The organism is Anaerobacillus alkalidiazotrophicus, assembly GCF_001866055.1.
Window position 1 is genome coordinate 186,287 of record NZ_MLQS01000017.1, and the last position, 18,399, is coordinate 204,685.

The window sequence follows — 18,399 nt, forward strand, 5'->3', positions numbered from 1 at the left end:
GGTCAAAAGTATTAAGAAAATTTTACTACTACCTTTCATTATTAATTCCTCCTGAAAAACGTATTTATTTTATGTGATACTATATGTTAATCCGCCCAGAAGTGTGTGTAGAGCAATAGAAAAAGTGACTATTTCGTTAGTACTAGAGTAAATTTCAAAATGACCAAAATCAATCCGCATAATCTAGTTATAAACGGTTTAACGTAACTTAAAAATAGAAAATTAGTGGTGAGAATAATTATGAAACTTTCTAAAATAAAAAAACACGCTAGAAAAATTATAGCGTGTTAGGAAAATATTAAACTTTAGGTCCAGCGTTTATAATACGTTCTGAAACCTTGTCAAACTTTTTAAAGTTTTCTTGGAACTTACGTGCAAGTTCTTTTGCTTTTGTGTCGTAAGCATTTTTATCTAACCATGTTTCTCTAGGTTGGAGTATTTCATCTGGAACGCCTGGACAATGGATAGGAATACATAATCCAAAAATAGGGTCAATAATCGTTTCAACATTGTTCAACTCTCCGTGGAGTGCAGCACGTACCATTGCTCGTGTGTAAGGTAACCTCATACGCTTACCGATACCGTATTCTCCGCCAAACCAACCTGTATTTACTAAGAACACTTTAATATCATGTTGGTTAATTTTTTCTTCCAACATTTTTGCATAGTAGTAGGCAGAGAGCGGAAGAAAGGGTGATGCGAAGCAAGGAGAGAAAGTAGCTTCTGGTTTTGTAACACCTCGTTCAGTTCCTGCTACTTTACTTGTATACCCAGATAAGAAGTGGTACATGGCTTGATCCTTTGTTAATTTACTAATAGGTGGTAATACGCCAAATGCATCGGCAGTTAAGAAAATAATTGTATTAGGTTGCCCCGCGACACTTGGAATAATAGAGTTAGGGATAAGCTCAAGTGGATAAGCTACACGGGTGTTTTCAGTTAGTTGTGTATCATCGTAGATGGGCTTTCTATTTTCATCTAGGACAACATTTTCTAATACTGATCCAAACCTGATAGCATTGTAGATTTGTGGTTCTTTTGTTTCGGAAAGGTTTATACACTTGGCATAACAACCGCCCTCAATATTAAAGATGCCAGTATGTGACCAACCGTGTTCATCATCACCAATTAAATGACGCTCTAAATCAGCAGATAAAGTCGTTTTTCCAGTACCTGATAAGCCGAAGAATAAGGTAATATCACCTTCACTCCCTACATTTGCTGAACAATGCATAGAGAGAATATTTTTTTTAGGTAACAAATAATTCATGACCGTAAAAATCGATTTTTTTATCTCTCCAGCATATTCAGTCCCACCAATTAAAATAATACGTTTTTCAAATGAAATAATAATAAACGTTTCTGAAACAGTTCCATCAATTTTAGGGTTAGCTTTAAACCCTGGTGCCGATATGATTGTAAACTCGCTTTTGTGGCTTACTAATTCTTCTTTTCTAGGGCGAATAAATAATTGACGAGCAAAAAGATTGTGCCAAGCCAATTCGTTAATAACTAAGATTGGTAAACGGTACCCTTTATCTGCGCTAGCAAAGTTTTTCGATATATATATTTCATCTTTATTTTCTAAATAGGAGAGGACTTTTTTTAAAAGATTTTCAAAAACTTCTCTACTTATAGGTTGGTTTATAGAACTCCAATTAAGATCTTTAATAGAAGCTTCTTTTACAAAATATTTGTCTTTTGGAGATCTTCCAGTATAGTTTCCAGTTGTTGTTTGTAGAGCGCCACTAGATGTTAAAACACCTTCTTTTCTTTCGAGAGCTTTCTCTACTAATTGTGAAACAGGTAAATTGTTACATACATTTTTTCCTTTTATTATTTTGTCTAATTCTAGTTCAAAATTAAATGTACTCATACTTACCAAGACCCTTCCTCAAATTAAAGTTATCCAATAGTTATATTTACTATTATATAATAGCTCTTAGAAAATTCTACTAATAAACATCATGAAATAAAAAGTTGTGGTAATTAATATCCTTCGACAAAATCGGCGCTGTCAACTAAAAATGATTGACATTGTTAGACACGTATTATATGATATGTCCCGAACGGATACTCTTATTCCGAGTCGGTGGAGGGACAGGCCCAATGAAACCCGGCAACCAACACTTCGTGTAAGTTTATATCTTCACGTTACATATAGTGAAAAGGTGCTAACCTGCAAGACTTATGTCTTGATCGATAAGAGGCGAAAGGCGGATAATCAAAACCTTTTCCTCTATAAGGAAAAGGTTTTTCATATGGGGCTGAATTCAAGAGGCCACACATCTAATTTGTTTTGGGTAAATTAAGTGTGTGAAGTCGTACATGAATTAACCTATTACTTAGTGTAATCATTACGAAGATGGAAAAGCTAAGTTAAAGAAGGAAAAGATTTGTTCTTTCAATACAATATTCTGTTTGACTTTTTTAGTCATAGGGAAAATGAGTACCGTATCAAAGAAGTGCATATCCTAAAGGGGATAAAGGAGGTACAAACATGTCAGAAAAGAAAAAACGTCATTTATTTACATCAGAATCAGTTACAGAAGGTCATCCGGACAAAATTTGTGACCAAATTTCTGATTCCATTCTTGATGCTATTTTAGCTAATGATCCTAATGCACGAGTTGCTTGTGAAACATCAGTAACAACAGGATTAGTACTTGTAGCAGGGGAGATTACAACGTCTACATATGTTGACATTCCAAAGATCGTACGTGAAACGGTTCGGGAAATTGGTTATACTCGTGCTAAATACGGATTTGACTCAGAAACTTGTGCTGTTTTAACATCGATTGACGAACAGTCTCCAGATATTGCTCAAGGTGTTAACCAGGCTTTAGAAGCACGTGAAGGTCAAATGACTGATGCTGAAATCGAAGCAATCGGTGCGGGAGATCAGGGGTTAATGTTTGGTTATGCTGATAATGAAACACCTGAATTAATGCCACTACCAATTTCCCTTGCTCATAAACTTGCCCGTCGCTTAACAGAAGTAAGAAAAGAGGAAATTCTTCCTTATTTACGTCCCGATGGGAAAACACAGGTAACAGTAGAGTATGATGAAAATGGTAAACCAGTACGCATTGATACGATTGTTATTTCAACTCAACATCACCCGGAAGTTACTCTAGAACAAATCCAACGAAATTTAAAAGAGTATGTTATTAAACCAGTGGTTCCAGCCAATTTAATTGATGATGAGACAAAGTACTTCATTAACCCAACAGGTCGATTTGTTATCGGTGGGCCTCAAGGGGATGCAGGTTTAACTGGGCGTAAAATAATTGTTGATACGTATGGTGGTTACGCTCGTCATGGTGGGGGAGCTTTTTCTGGTAAAGATCCTACAAAAGTGGATCGTTCTGCAGCTTATGCAGCTCGTTATGTTGCAAAGAACATTGTAGCGGCAGGACTTGCTGATCGCTGTGAAGTTCAACTTGCTTATGCTATTGGTGTAGCTCAACCAGTTTCCATTTCTATCGATACATTTGGAACTGGTAAAGTGACTGAAGAAGTACTAGTAGAGGTTGTTCGTAACAACTTTGATCTTCGTCCAGCTGGTATTATTAAAATGTTAGATTTACGTCGTCCAATCTACAAACAAACTGCTGCATACGGACATTTTGGACGAACAGATATTGAATTACCATGGGAATTCACAGATAAAGCTGAGGCATTAAAAGCTCAAGCATTAAAATAAATTTAAAAAACAGGTAGTTGTTATTAATAACAACTACCTGTTTTTTTTAGAGAATGCTCTGTTATAAAACTATGTACGAAGGTGATTTGTATGGCTTTGAGAGAAATTATTAAAGAGATTGAGCAACTATACCATATTTAAAATGTGATTAACTATCACAGCCGTCTCAAAGGATGGATTGACCGTTTTAATGGTGTAGCTACTAAATACCTCGACTATTATTTGAGTTGGTTTCAATTCTTGGATAATATTAAGCATCGAAATGACGATACTACTATTAGTAAGATGATTAATGAGAGTTGTTGATTTTCCACGAATGTAACTAACGAGAGTATTAGAAAAATAGAAATATTAAACGAAACTTTATCAATGTAATACCGTATATGTATTTAGAACTAATTGTATTATTTATTTTGGCTATAAGGAGTTGAAGTTTATGTTGGGTATAAATGTAAAAAAATCTAATGGCATAGTTATTATTAAGTGGCAGTTATCGAAGGTGGAAATTCCTACATCTGAAATTATCGATGTATCTTTAGACGATACGTATGGTGGTGAGGAAAAAGAAGCTATTAGGATTGGCACACCATATGGAACCACCGATAGATTAGTAATTAAGACGAAGACAAAGACTTATATTCTTTACACCACAAATCCTACTTCCATCAAAAACAAAATACTGTCATAAAAGGAACCTATAGTGGTTCCTTTTCATTTTTCATAATTATCAACAATAAAATTTAACAGAGCCTAGAGAATTAATGTTATAAACAGGAAAAATATACCTATTTGTAACGTTTTTCTCCCGTTTTCTGGAAAAAACAACGTGACTTCCGTTAAGGGTCTTTCGTTCGGGAAAAAAACATATGTATTTTTCTTGTTATTATTTCGCACTTCTTGGCACCTTTTCACTGTGAAAAAGATCGAAATATGAATTTTTATGTCAAAAAAACGAATACAATTCAGAAAAATATCGATTTTGTGCGATAAAACAAATAATTTGTTGTAAGAAATTAGTAACACTTTGCTAGTAGATTTATTTACAATAAATTTAGTGAAACTAGTTATTTTAAAAAGGATTTTGTCTCAAAGGTGTCGAAAAAATACATAAATACCTAATTTTGTATAAGTGGATTTCAATGTTCGTAAGAGTCCATTAATAAAATGTTTTTTTCTGCTCGGATAAAGTCATATTAAATCTAGTATCAAAAGTAAAAAGTGTAGGGGAGAAGATAATGACAGATATAAAACTTAGTGATCACGACCTTTATTTATTTCATCAAGGTAATTTGTTTCATAGTTACAATTTTATGGGTGCGCACATTTCTAAAGAGAAAGGGGAAAAGGGTGTCCGCTTTACGGTGTGGGCTCCTAATGCTGTCGAAGTAAGAGTAGTGGGCAGTTTTAATCATTGGAATGGTTATGAACATAAAATGGAAAAAATAACCGACAATGGAATTTGGACGATGTTTATACCAGGTCTTAAAGAGGGAGATTTGTATAAGTACGAAATTCTAGCAAAATCAGGTGAGGTATTTCAAAAGTCAGATCCATACGCTTTTTACTCCGAATTACGACCAAATACTGCCTCGAAAGTAACTTCTCTAAGAGGATATAAGTGGAATGATGATGAATGGCAACAAAAGAAGATGGAAAGAAACGTTTATGAGGAAGCTCTCCTAATTTATGAAGTTCATTTAGGTTCATGGAAGTTAAACGAAGAAGGTGAGTTTTTAACATATCGAGAGCTTGCACATGAACTTGTCGATTATGTGAGTGAGATGGGCTACACTCATATTGAAATTTTACCTATCAATGAGCATCCGTATGACCGTTCATGGGGTTACCAATTAACTGGATATTATTCAGTGACTAGTCGTTTTGGTACACTGGATGATTTTAAATATTTCGTTGATATGTGTCATCAAAAAGGTATTGGTGTCATTCTTGATTGGGTACCAGGGCATTTTTGTAAAGATGCTCACGGCCTTCGACTTTTTGATGGTGGTCCTGTTTTTGAATATGAAGATATACATAAAGCTGAGAAAAAAGAATGGGGTACACTTACGTTTGATTTTGGAAGACCAGAAGTTCAGTCATTTTTAATTTCTAACGCTCTGTTTTGGATGGATTTATTTCATATTGATGGACTTCGAGTAGATGCTGTTTCTAGTATGCTTTATTATAATCACGGAAAAAGTGATGATGATGTAGATGTTAGAAATATATATGGTGGTTATGAAAACTTAGAAGCCATTTCATTTATTAGAAAATTAAACGAAACGGTTTTCCATTATTATCCTAATGCTTTAATGATGGCCGAAGAATCAACAGCATGGCCGAATGTTAGCGGACCAACGTATTTAGGAGGGCTAGGTTTTAACTTTAAGTGGAACATGGGTTGGATGAATGACATGCTTAAATACATGGAAATGGATCCGATTTATCGAAAGTTTCACCATAATCTCATTACTTTCTCGTTCTTTTATGCCTATTCAGAGAATTTCCTTTTACCAATGTCTCACGATGAAGTAGTTCATGGAAAAAAATCTTTATTAAACAAAATGCCAGGAGATTATTGGCAAAAGTTTGCTAATTTAAGAGCATTTTATGGATATATGGCTGCGCATCCAGGTAAGAAGCTATTGTTTATGGGTAGTGAATTCGGTCAATTTTCTGAATGGAAGGACCTTGAAGACTTAGATTGGGAAATACTTGGATATGAAATGCATGGAAAGATGCAAAAATTTGTAAATCAATTGAATAAGTTTTACTTGAATGAACCAGCTTTTTGGGAGCAGGATCATGAACATCAAGGTTTTCAATGGATTGATCCAAATAATTACGAACAAAGTATTGTTTCTTTTATTAGGAAAGGACATAAGGAAAATGAACAATTAATCATTTTATGCAATTTTACACCTGTCGTTTACCATGATTATAAAATTGGTGTTCCATTCTATGCTGATTACGTTGAAGAGTTTAATAGCGATAGTATGGAGTTTGGCGGATCGGGTCAAAAGAATGAAGGTATTAGAAAAGCAATTGATGAAAATTGGCATAATCAACCTTACTCGATACAAGTAACAATTCCGCCGTTATCATTCGTTGTTTTTCGTCCAACAAACATACAAGTAAAACCAAAAACTAAGGGGGGCAAACAAGATGGAAATGAAAATGAAAAAAGAGTGCGTCGCAATGTTACTAGCAGGGGGAGAAGGGAAAAGACTAGGACGGTTAACGAAAAACTTAGCTAAACCAGCTGTTTACTTTGGTGGTAAATATAGAATTATTGATTTTCCATTAAGTAATTGTACGAATTCTGGGATTGATACAGTAGGCGTTCTCACCCAATACTCACCACTTATTTTAAACTCTTATATTGGTATAGGCTCTGATTGGAGTTTAGACCGTAAACATGGTGGTGTGTCGGTACTTCCTCCTTTCCAAGCCCAAGGTGGCGGTGGTTGGTATAGTGGTACGGCAGATGCAATCTACCAAAATATTAATTTTATTGAACAATATAATCCGAAATATGTCCTTGTTTTGTCAGGAGACCATATTTATAAGATGAATTATGCAAAAATGCTAAAATACCATAAAGAACAAGAGGCTGATGTTACAATTTCTGTTATCCAAGTACCTTGGGAAGAAGCAAGTCGTTTTGGTATATTAAATACCAATGACGATTTACGGATTCATACCTTTGACGAAAAGCCAGCTGAACCGAAAAGTAACTTAGCTTCCATGGGTATTTACATTTTTAACTGGGAATTGTTAAAAAGTTACCTATTGGAAGATGCAAAAAAACTAGAATCAAGTCATGATTTTGGTAAGGATTTATTACCTACTATGTTAAATGATGGAAAGCGTTTATATGCTTATGAGTTTGAAGGTTATTGGAAAGATGTAGGTACGGTTGATAGCTTATGGGAAGCGAACATGGATTTGTTAGCTGATGAGCCACAATTCAATTTAAATGATACTAATTGGCGCATGTATTCTGTAAACCCTAACCAACCACCACAATATATTTCACGAAGTTCAACTGTCAATCAGAGTCTTATTAATGAGGGCTGCTTAGTATATGGGAATATTGATCACTCTATATTGTTTTATGGAGTCGAGGTAGGAGAAGGAAGTAGTATTAAGGATTCTGTCATTATGCCTAATGTAAAAATTGGTAAAAATGTCGTAATTGAAAAAGCGATTATCGCTGAAAACACGATCATTGAAGATGATGTAATCATTCGCCCTGAACCGGGGAGAGAATCAGAGATTACGCTGATAGGTGAAAATAGTGTCATTACGGCAGAAGCTGCTGTCCATACTAACGTATAAATTGGGGGTCTAAAAGATGGAGATTATGGGAGTCATTAATCTAGATAACGAGCAAGAGTTTTTAAACGAATTAACGTATTTTCGCTGCGGGGCAGCAGTGCCATTTGGTGGAAGGTACCGTCTAATTGATTTTGTCATTTCAAATATGACAAACTCTGGAATGATAGATATTGCTGTTTTTACAAGACACAAATATCGTTCGCTCATGGATCATCTTGGTAAGGGTAAAGCATGGGATTTAGATATGAAATACGGTGGATTGTTTATCCTACCGCCAGACTGGAATGATCCAACTGATATTTCAAAAGGTGATTTACAGCATTTTCATAATAATCTAGATTATTTCTATCGAGGTAAAGCAGAATACGTATTAATTTCTGGAAGTCAACATATAGGGAATATAGATTACAAAGAAGTCTATGAACAACACGTAAAAACTGGTGCTGATGTGACTCTCATTCATAAAAAAGTAGATATGTTAGAACCGGAACATAAGCAATGCCAGAAGCTTGAAGTTACTCCTGAAGGCCGAGTAATAAAAGTAACAAACGAAGAGTACAACAATAACGTGTACATGAACATGTACCTAATTAATAAGAAGGTACTTTTGCAGATGCTTGAATACGGTATTGCTCACGGCGCGACTCACTTTTTTAACGATTGTATCGTAAAAGAACTTCAAAATTTAAATGTCCAGTCCTTTGAATATAAGGGTACTCACTCAGTGATTAACTCAGTTCAAAGTTACTACAAAAATAGCTTACGTTTACTAGACCCTATACATTATAGAAAGTTATTTTTTGGAGAACAAACAATTTATACAAAGGTAAAAAATGAACCGCCAGCGAAATATTTACAAGGAGCTAATGTATCAAATTCATTAGTGGGTAACGGCTGCCTTATTGAAGGTACTGTAGAAAATAGTATTTTGTTCCGTGGAGTTGTTGTTCAAAAAGGTGCAGTTGTGAAAAATTCTATTATTATGCAACGTTGTGAAATTAAGGAAGGTTCAATTGTGGAAAATGTAATTCTTGATAAAGATGTTTCATTATCAGAAGGTAAGCGATTAATTGGGAACGAACATTTACCGTTTGTTATTCCGAAAAGAAAAGTAATATAAAGTTAGGAGATGTTTAATGATGAAAGTCCTATTCGTTGCTACAGAGTGTACCCCGTTTATAAAGACAGGTGGATTGGCTGATGTAGTTGGTGCTTTGCCAAAAGAACTACAAAAAGAAGGAGTAGATGTACGCGTCGTACTTCCAAAATATGAAAAAATCTCACAGGACTTTAAAAACGAGATGGAACACATATACAGTGGAGGTGCACCAGTAGGATGGCGAAATCAATTCTTAGGTGTAGAGGTGCTCGTAAAAGATGACATCACGTATTACTTCATTGACAATGAATATTATTTTAAACGAGTAGGACTTTACGGGTATTATGACGATGGTGAGCGCTTTGCTTATTTTAACCGAGCGGTATTAGAGATGCTTCCTCAAGTTGATTTTCAACCTGATGTTATTCATTGCCATGATTGGCAGGCGTCTCTAATTCCGTTATTCTTAAAAACACATTACAGAAATAATTCCTTCTATCAAGAGATTAAAACTATGTTTACCGTTCATAACTTGAAATATCAGGGGATTTTCCCGAAAGAAGTCCTACCTGAGTTACTTGGTTTAGGGGACGAGCATATGGGTGGTGTAGAGTTTGATGGTTGTGTAAACTACCTTAAAGGTGCACTATTCCATGCAGATGTATTAACGACAGTAAGTGAAACATATGCAAATGAAATACAAGATCCTTATTATGGAGAAAAGCTAGACGGGTTACTACGTGATCGCTCAAATGATTTATGTGGAATTATTAACGGACTTGATTACACAGAATATGATCCAATGAAGGATGAAAATTTGTCGTTCCCTTATCGGAGTTCGAAAGTTAAAAAACAAAAAAATAAGCTGCAATTACAAGAGCAACTTGGGCTTCCGCAGTCTGCAGATACTCCAATGCTAGCTATTGTTACAAGACTAGTAGAACAAAAGGGTCTTGACCTTGTCACTAGTATTTTTGACGATCTAATGAAAAATGATGTGCAATTTGTAATTTTAGGTACTGGCGATTATGAGTATGAGCAATTTTTCCGTGACGCAGCTTATCGCTACCCGGAGAAAGTGTCAACTCACATTACGTTTAACGAGGGATTTGCTCGTAGAATTTATGCAGCTAGTGATATGTTTCTTATGCCTTCGAGATTTGAGCCTTGTGGTATCGGTCAGTTAATAGCTCTACGTTATGGAAGTGCACCAATTGTCCGAGAAACAGGTGGACTTGTTGATACTGTTACCCCTTTTGATGAAGAGAGTTTACAAGGGAATGGATTTAGTTTTTCGAATTACAATGCGCATGACATGCTTTTCACTATTAATAGGGCAATTTCAATCTACAATGATTCTTCACTATGGACAGCCTTATTAAAAAACATGACAAAGTCTGATAATAGTTGGAACAGGTCTGCAAAAGCATACAATCAACTTTATCACAATCTAATAGGAGTAAACTAATGAGTATTAATAATAGCGTGAACCGTAGAGGTGTAAGTTTGGAGAGATCTAATATGTTTAGTGACAAAGAAGTCTTTAAAAAAGAGTTTATCGAAACACTAGAATATACAAGTAGCAAAACTCTTGATGAGGCCTCACCGATAAATTTATACAATACACTAGGAACTATGATCCGAAGTTACGTAAGTAAAAATTGGATTAATACAATAAAAACTTATCAGCAATCTGGGGAAAAACAAGTTTATTATTTTTCAATGGAGTTTTTACTTGGAAGACTACTACAATCTAATATGCTTAACTTAAACATATTAAATATTGTAAAAGAAGGTCTTGATGATCTTGGAGTTAATATTGATGCTATCGTTGAACAAGAACATGATGCGGGACTTGGAAACGGTGGTCTTGGACGTTTGGCAGCGTGTTTCTTAGATTCAATTGCATCTCTACAATTACCAGGTCATGGTTGTGGAATCCGGTATAAATACGGACTCTTTGAACAAAAGCTGGTTGACGGTTATCAATTGGAGTTACCGGACTACTGGTTAAAAGAAGATTATGTCTGGGAAGTACGTCGTACTGACCGTTCTGTTCATGTTCGTTTTGGTGGTCATGTAGAAATGAACCAAGATAATGGTGAACTAACATTTGAACATAAGAACTATGAAACTGTTTTAGCGGTACCGTACGATGTCCCTATTGTAGGTTTTGATAATAATACGGTCAATACGTTACGTTTGTGGAGTGCCGAACCAGTCATTACTGGATACGATATGTATACATCTGATCGTGAAAATTATTATAAATTTCTAAATTATAAACGCTCTATAGAAACTATTTCAGAATTTTTATATCCTGATGATTCTCATTTTGAAGGAAAGAAACTTCGCTTAAAGCAACAATATTTCTTAGTTTCTGCTGGCTTACAAAGTATTCTTCAATCTTATAAACGTAAAATAAAAGCTAGTTTACGAGATTTACCTGAAAAAATCGTTTTACACATTAATGATACTCATCCTGCCCTTATTGTTCCCGAACTGATGAGAATATTAATTGATGAGGAAGGCTTTAGTTGGGAAGATGCTTGGCGGATCACTACACAAACGTGTGCTTATACTAATCACACAACATTAGTCGAGGCTTTAGAAAAGTGGCCTATAAGTCTATTTAAAGAACTACTTCCACGTATCTACATGATAGTTGAAGAGATTAATGAAAGATTTTGTCGTGATCTTTGGCTCAAATATCCAGGTGAATATAATAGAATCTCAGAACTGGCAATTATTGCGGATGAACAAGTCAGAATGGCCCATTTAGCGATCGTTGGTTCATTTAGCGTAAATGGAGTAGCAAAGCTACACACAGACATATTAAAAGAACGAGAGATGAATAATTTTTATCAAGTATATCCTGAGAAATTTAATAATAAAACGAATGGAATTACTCATCGTCGTTGGTTAATGAGCGCTAACCCGAAGCTTGCAAGTCATATTACAGACGCAATTGGAACACGGTGGATTAAGCAACCAAGGGATTTAATTGGATTGTTAAAATATGCCAATGATTCCAGTTTTCAAGAAAAGGTATCGCAAGTTAAACTTGATAATAAAATTGCTCTAGCAAAATATATAAAAGCTCAGACTGGCATAGTGGTGGACGAGCATTCCATTTTCGACGTTCAGGTAAAAAGACTTCATGCATATAAACGGCAGTTGCTTAATGTATTTCATATTATGGAGCTTTATAATTTATTAAGGGAAAATCCCAACTTAGACATAGTTCCGAGAACATTTATTTTTGGGGCTAAAGCAGCACCAAGTTATTTCTTTGCAAAAGAAATTATTAAGCTTATAAATACTGTTGCTAATGTTGTGAATAACGATCCACATATTCAAGGCAAACTTAAGGTAGTATTTCTTGAAAATTATGGTGTTTCAATTGCGGAGAAAATTATTCCAGCAGCAGATGTAAGTGAGCAAATTTCCACAGCCAGTAAAGAAGCATCAGGTACAGGTAATATGAAATTCATGATGAATGGAGCATTAACGATAGGAACCCTTGACGGTGCTAACGTAGAAATATGTGATATGGTAGGAAGAGACAATATCTTTATTTTTGGGTTAACATCTGAAGAAGTATTAAATTATTATAGTCATGGTGGTTATGTAGCAAGGTCGATTTATAATAATGATCCAAGAGTACGTACAGTCCTTGACCAACTAATGGATGGATTTTGTGGGAATGATAAAGTTGAGTTTAAAGATATTTATTACCACATTCTATCAAACAATGACGAATATTTCGTACTGAAAGACTTTGATAATTATGTAGAAACTCATCAGAAGGTCGATCTAACTTACCGAGATCAAAAGGATTGGGTAAAAAAATCAATTGTTAATATTGCCCATTCCGGAAAGTTTTCAAGTGACCGGACAATAGGAGAATATGCTACAGACATTTGGGGAATTAGACCTGTTATAATAAAATAAGAATAAAAATAGCTTAGGGTTTATATTCCCTAGGCTATTTTTATTCTTAAAATCGTCATTTCTTTTACTATATCTTCACTTAGTTTTCTCTTTCGTTTATGTTATTTTTTAGTTAGTATAATATTTATAAATAGGTTTTAAACCTATTTTAGGAGGGTACTATCCCTACCTAAAAACATAAGAGAAGCAAAAAAACGTAGATAAGTAGAAATAACACTCGTTAAACTACCAGCTTATTGAATTGTTTCACCAAAAAAGAATTCAACGTACGTTTATTAAGCGGATTCTAATTTAAACTAAATAAATAATTTCATTGTTTTAATTGCGAAATAAATTTAAAGGGGGAAGGGAATAGATGTGGGAGTGGGAGGCAAAAGAAGCAAAGGGAGTATTTGTTATTGTCCATGGCGCTAATGAATATCATGTACGCTATAAATGGTTAATTGAAAAGCTGAATAATAGTGGATTTCACGTAGTTATGGGGGATTTACCAGGACACGGAGTAAATCCCATAAGTCAAGGCCATATACATTCATTTTCTGAGTATATTGATACCGTTGAAAAATGGTATGAACGTGCTGTGCAATTTCATCTACCCATTTTCATACTTGGCCATAGTATGGGAGGGTTAGTGCTAATACAAACGATGATAAAAAAGAAATTTAATGTTTGTGCGGTTATTTTATCCTCACCATGCTTAGGTCTGACTAATCCACCTTCAAGACTAAAACATTGTAGTGCTTATCTCATACATAAAATTTACCCGAAATTTCGACTTCCAACAAATTTAGCAGAAGGTACTCGGTGTAAAGAAATGATACAACGAGATGATAATGATCCTCATCTTGTTAAAAAGGTATCTGTTCGTTGGTATTTCGAATTAACAAATGCAATGGAAAGTAGTCTTCATGAAGTTAGTAATTTTCCTAATGTCCCCGTACTTGTCTTACAAGGTGGTAATGATTTGATCGTAGATAAAAGCGTGGTAATTCAGTGGTTCAATCAACTAAAAAATACAGAAAAATATTATAAAGAATGGCCAGGACTTTACCACGAAGTGTTTAATGAACCAGAAAAGGAAAAAGTGTTTCGTGTAACAAAGACATTTACCGAGATGCATTTAAAATAAATTCGGTAGCTTTTTAAGGAGGAAATCAAAGTAAAATGAGTATCCCGAAAAAACCATTATCAATGATGATAAAAATTTATAAAGAAGTCTTGCCAAGAGTTCATTATTATTTAAATGAGTGGAAAGAAAAAGCAAACAATATTCCAAATCCTGAACTTCGCAAACAAGCATTAGCAAGTATTGAGACTAAGACATTTCATTGTGAGGGGGGAAGCATTTACGGTCTTTTAGCAGAGGAAGAAATAGATAAAGTCATTCGTTTTATCGTAGCCTATCAAACTATAAGTGATTATTTAGATAATCTATGTGATCGTAGTACCTCATTAGATCCAAATGATTTTGAAGCATTGCATAATTCAATGCTCCATGCATTAACGCCAGGAGCTGTTTTAGAAGATTATTATCGGCACCGAGAAGAAAAAGATGATGGTGGCTATTTACATGAATTAGTTATGGCCTGTCAAGATGTTATTTCTACGTTACCGGCTTATGAGAATATTTATCCATGTAATATAGAACTCGCTAAATATTATTGTGATTTACAAATCCATAAGCATGTGAAAAAAGAAGATAGAGTTCCACGGTTAGAAAAATGGTTTAATAGTCATAAAGATAAATTACCCGCTATGGCTTGGTATGAATTTTCCGCTTGTGCAGGTTCGACGTTAGGAATTTTTTGTCTAACTTCTTATGCAACAAAACCTAATTTCTCAAAAAAAGATGCAATTTCTGTTAAAGAAAGTTATTTTCCTTGGGTGCAAGGATTGCATATTATGTTAGATTATTTTATCGACCAGGAAGAAGATCGGATAGGTGGCGATTTAAACTTTTGTTTTTACTATGAGGATGAGAAAGAATTACTTAATCGTCTTGAACATTTTGCAGTTGAGGCAGACAAAAGTATTAATAATTTACCACATCAACAATTTCATTACTTCATCAATAAAGGTTTGATGGCTATATATTTAGCAGATGAAAAGGTAAGAAGTCAAAAGCAGGTGAAGGAAATATCGAAGCGATTAATTCGTGTAGGTGGTAGCTCTACATTGTTCTTCTTTATTAATGGATGGATTTATCGAAGATTAAAAAAATAGTAAATTATCCCTCTTCAGTTAGGAAATGAAGATATTCTATGTTCATTATGAATTGACCCGTTTTTTATTTAAAAGAATGGGTAAGATAATAAAAAAGATGACATGATTCTTAGCTGGGGATTTGAGAATATCAATATTACTGATAAGGGGAAATTTACTGTGAAACTTACTCCAGAACAGCGAATAACTTTACACGGATTTAATAATTTAACAAAGTCTCTAAGTTTTAATATGTATGACATTTGTTTTACAAAGACAAAGGAAGAGCGGGAAGCTTATATCGCGTACATAGATGAACAATATAGTGCTGATAGCTTAACTAAAACTCTTAGTCATGTTTCAGAAATCATTGGCGCCCATGTATTAAATATTGCGAAACAAGACTACGTTCCTCAAGGGGCTAGTGTTACAATGCTTGTGTCTGAGGGGCCTGTTGTAGAAGTGCCTACGGAATCCTATGAAGAATCGCCAGGACCTTTACCTACTGCCGTTACGATGCAGTTAGATAAAAGTCATATCACTGTTCATACATATCCTGAATATCATCCAAGTGAAGGAATAAGTACATTTAGAGCAGATATTGATGTTGCTACATGTGGAGAAATCTCTCCGTTAAAAGCTTTAAATTATTTAATTCATTCTTTTGAAACGGATGTTATGACAATGGATTACCGCGTTCGTGGATTTACAAGAGATATTAGTGGTCAGAAATTGTTTATTGATCATGAGATTAATTCAATCCAAAATTACATACCAGATGAAATTAAAAAGCTATATGATATGATCGATGTTAACGTTTATCCAGAAAATATTTTCCATACGAAGTGTAAGTTGAAAAAATTTGACTTAAATAATTATTTATTCGGGTATAAAAAAGAGAAACTAGAGCCAAAAGAAGTAAGGGAAATTGAAGAACGACTGAAAGCTGAAATGGATGAAATATTTTATGGGAAGAATATGGTTTAAACACAGATAAATAAGGGTACGGAAAAAAGAGCGTCCACTTGGACGCTCTTTTCATTCGATATGGTAATGAGCTATTGTTATCTTTTTTCGATAGCAATAATAAAAGGAGGATCATTTTTTTGGTTTAAAAATTGATAAGTTAACACGTGAGCTTTTGTTTGATCCATATTTGATACAAAGTGAAGGAGTTCATCCTTTTCTTTTTTCCCTTCATTGTGTCCATGGTAAACCACAAGGACAATAATCCCTTCTTTTTTTAACATAGAGAATATGTCACTGATAGCCTTTATTGTCGTTTCAGGGATTGTTACAATTTCTTTATTTCCACCAGGTAAGTAACCAAGGTTAAAAATAGCACAAGCAATTTCCCCATGATGTTTTTCGGGTATAACTGTTTTAACCATTTCATGGCCCTTCTGAAAAAGCGTTACTCCGGAAAGGCAATTATGTTCTGTTAATCGTTGTTTTGTTTTATTTATCGCAGCCTCTTGAATATCAAATCCGTAAACATGACCTAGCTCACCAACAAGGTTTGCTAAATATAACGTGTCATGTCCATTGCCAGTAGTTCCATCGATAACAATATTCCCTTGTTGAACAGCATTGCTAATGAGTTTTCTTGCAAATGGTAGAACACCTAGAACTTTCATTTATTCTTAACCCCTTTGAAAATATTTACCTTGCCAACTATTGCGTTTTTTTAATTCGGCATCAATAGCATTGAGTACTTCCCATTTGTTTAAACTCCACATCGGACCTATCATTAAATCGCTTGGACCATCACCTGTCAACCGGTGAATGACCATTTCGGGTGGGAGTACTTCTAGCTGATCACATACAAGGTTAATGTACGTAGGTAAATCCATAAATTCAAGTAAGCCTTTTTCGTATTGCTTAACCATCGCAGTTTTTCGTAAAAGATGAAGTAGGTGAATTTTGATTCCTTGAACGTCAAGTTTTGCAACTTCTTTAGCTGTTTCCATCATCATCTCATAATTTTCAAGAGGAAGCCCGTTAATAATATGGGAACAAATACGAATGTTGTGCTTTCTTAATTTTTCTACACCATCAACATACGTTTGATAATCATGGGCTCGGTTGATTAAGTCTGCTGTTCGTTGGTGAACGGTTTGTAAACCTAACTCTACCCATAAGTATGTTCGTTTATTTAACTCTCCCAAATATTCAACAACATCGTCTGGAAGGCAATCGGGTCTTGTAGCGATTGAAAGACCTACAACATCATCTTGTTGTAAAATGACTTCATACATTTCTCTTAGTTCTTCCACTGGAGCATAAGTGTTCGTATAAGCTTGAAAGTACCCAAGGTATTTACCAGTTGGCCATTTTTTATGCATTTTTTCTTTAATTGTATTGAATTGTGTAACGAGATCATCTTTTCGGTCACCAGCAAAATCTCCGGAGCCTCGCTCACTACAAAATGTACAACCACCACTAGCGACACGTCCGTCACGGTTAGGGCAATCAAATCCTGCATCTAACGGTATTTTAAATATTTTTTCGCCAAATTGTTGGCGAAGATGGAAGTTCCATGAATGGTAGCGTTTGTCTCCAAACATAATAGGCACTTGTTGATCGATAGATTTCATAGTTGTTCCTTTCTTTCGTTAAAATAGATAGTGAATTTTATAACTACTAAAACCATATTTGTTACGACTGTTCAACGTAACTAGATATAGTGTCTTAGTAGCGAGAATAATAAATTTAAGTTGTGATAGAAATCTCTATATTATTTTAAATTCAAAACTTTATTTACCGTTTCTTTAATATTTTCTTTACTTACATCATAATGAGTTGTAAATCGAATGGTTTTTGGTCCAAAAGGTACTGCAAGAATCCCTACTTGTTTTAGTGCTTCAATAAATTTGTCTGATCGCTTTCCTGTTTTTGTAATATCAATTAAGACAATATTTGTTTCAACCTTATTAATGACAGAAATAAAAGGGTGTTTGTCCAAACCGTCTGCAAGTATTTTAGCATTCTCATGGTCAATTGCCAAACGATCAACCATTTTTGTTAGTGCTACAAATCCAGCTGCACCTAGAATACCAACTTGTCTTAACCCGCCCCCTAAACGCTTTCTCCACTT

General features: G+C 34.6%; 13 protein-coding genes, 2 pseudogenes and 1 riboswitch. Of the genes and pseudogenes, 11 read left to right on the plus strand and 4 right to left on the minus strand.

The genetic code is table 11. The features are described from left to right. Positions 1–298: 298 nt before the first annotated feature. A complete protein-coding gene (gene pckA / locus BKP45_RS11280) occupies positions 299–1,876 on the minus strand; it encodes a phosphoenolpyruvate carboxykinase (ATP) (RefSeq protein ID WP_071389786.1) in 1,578 nt (525 codons plus the stop codon). A gap of 200 nt (positions 1,877–2,076) precedes the next feature. Beyond that, positions 2,077–2,209, plus strand: a riboswitch (SAM riboswitch). Between the two features lie 291 nt (positions 2,210–2,500). Here pckA and metK point away from each other — a divergent pair. From metK to speD, 11 genes and pseudogenes are all read left to right on the plus strand, one after another. Further along, positions 2,501–3,706, plus strand: a complete 1,206-nt coding sequence (gene metK, locus BKP45_RS11285) for a methionine adenosyltransferase (RefSeq protein WP_071389787.1) — start codon at positions 2,501–2,503, stop codon at positions 3,704–3,706. Between the two features lie 123 nt (positions 3,707–3,829). Beyond that, positions 3,830–4,012: pseudogene (locus tag BKP45_RS21620) on the plus strand (IS1595 family transposase); the annotation flags it as partial. 130 nt (positions 4,013–4,142) lie between these two features. Continuing rightward, positions 4,143–4,394 (plus strand): SunI/YnzG family protein, encoded by a 252-nt coding sequence (locus tag BKP45_RS11290; protein WP_071389788.1) that lies wholly within the window; start codon positions 4,143–4,145, stop codon positions 4,392–4,394. Positions 4,395–4,941: 547 nt separating this feature from the next. Further along, entirely contained in the window at positions 4,942–6,963 is a 2,022-nt protein-coding gene (gene glgB, locus BKP45_RS11295) for a 1,4-alpha-glucan branching protein GlgB (protein ID WP_071389789.1), read from the plus strand. Next, positions 6,878–8,047, plus strand: coding sequence for a glucose-1-phosphate adenylyltransferase (locus tag BKP45_RS11300; RefSeq protein ID WP_071390144.1), 1,170 nt, complete (start codon positions 6,878–6,880; stop codon positions 8,045–8,047). Before glgB ends, BKP45_RS11300 begins: the two co-directional genes overlap by 86 nt. 16 nt (positions 8,048–8,063) lie before the next feature. After that, positions 8,064–9,167, plus strand: coding sequence for a glucose-1-phosphate adenylyltransferase subunit GlgD (glgD, locus tag BKP45_RS11305; protein ID WP_071389790.1), 1,104 nt, complete (start codon positions 8,064–8,066; stop codon positions 9,165–9,167). Between the two features lie 19 nt (positions 9,168–9,186). Beyond that, complete coding sequence (gene glgA / locus BKP45_RS11310; protein WP_084787917.1) at positions 9,187–10,614, plus strand: glycogen synthase GlgA; 1,428 nt, start codon at positions 9,187–9,189, stop codon at positions 10,612–10,614. A gap of 53 nt (positions 10,615–10,667) precedes the next feature. Further along, complete coding sequence (locus BKP45_RS11315; RefSeq protein WP_071390145.1) at positions 10,668–13,100, plus strand: glycogen/starch/alpha-glucan phosphorylase; 2,433 nt, start codon at positions 10,668–10,670, stop codon at positions 13,098–13,100. A gap of 355 nt (positions 13,101–13,455) precedes the next feature. Continuing rightward, positions 13,456–14,229 carry an alpha/beta fold hydrolase gene (locus BKP45_RS11320; RefSeq protein WP_071389792.1) on the plus strand — a complete coding sequence of 258 codons (774 nt, stop codon included), beginning with the start codon at positions 13,456–13,458 and terminating at the stop codon, positions 14,227–14,229. A 35-nt stretch (positions 14,230–14,264) separates the two neighbouring features. Then, complete coding sequence (locus BKP45_RS11325; RefSeq protein ID WP_071389793.1) at positions 14,265–15,323, plus strand: tetraprenyl-beta-curcumene synthase family protein; 1,059 nt, start codon at positions 14,265–14,267, stop codon at positions 15,321–15,323. Between the two features lie 159 nt (positions 15,324–15,482). Beyond that, positions 15,483–16,289 carry an adenosylmethionine decarboxylase gene (gene speD / locus BKP45_RS11330; protein ID WP_071389794.1) on the plus strand — a complete coding sequence of 269 codons (807 nt, stop codon included), beginning with the start codon at positions 15,483–15,485 and terminating at the stop codon, positions 16,287–16,289. A 77-nt stretch (positions 16,290–16,366) separates the two neighbouring features. Here the strand turns inward: speD and BKP45_RS11335 are convergent, their stop codons facing one another. The 3 genes and pseudogenes from BKP45_RS11335 to BKP45_RS11345 all read right to left on the minus strand — a co-directional run. Continuing rightward, positions 16,367–16,939, minus strand: a complete 573-nt coding sequence (locus BKP45_RS11335) for a class I SAM-dependent methyltransferase (protein WP_071389795.1) — start codon at positions 16,937–16,939, stop codon at positions 16,367–16,369. A gap of 6 nt (positions 16,940–16,945) precedes the next feature. Further along, positions 16,946–17,899 (minus strand): TIGR01212 family radical SAM protein, encoded by a 954-nt coding sequence (locus tag BKP45_RS11340; protein ID WP_139193814.1) that lies wholly within the window; start codon positions 17,897–17,899, stop codon positions 16,946–16,948. A 140-nt stretch (positions 17,900–18,039) separates the two neighbouring features. After that, positions 18,040–18,396: pseudogene (locus BKP45_RS11345) on the minus strand (beta-eliminating lyase-related protein); the annotation flags it as partial. Between the last annotated feature and the right edge of the window lie 3 nt (positions 18,397–18,399).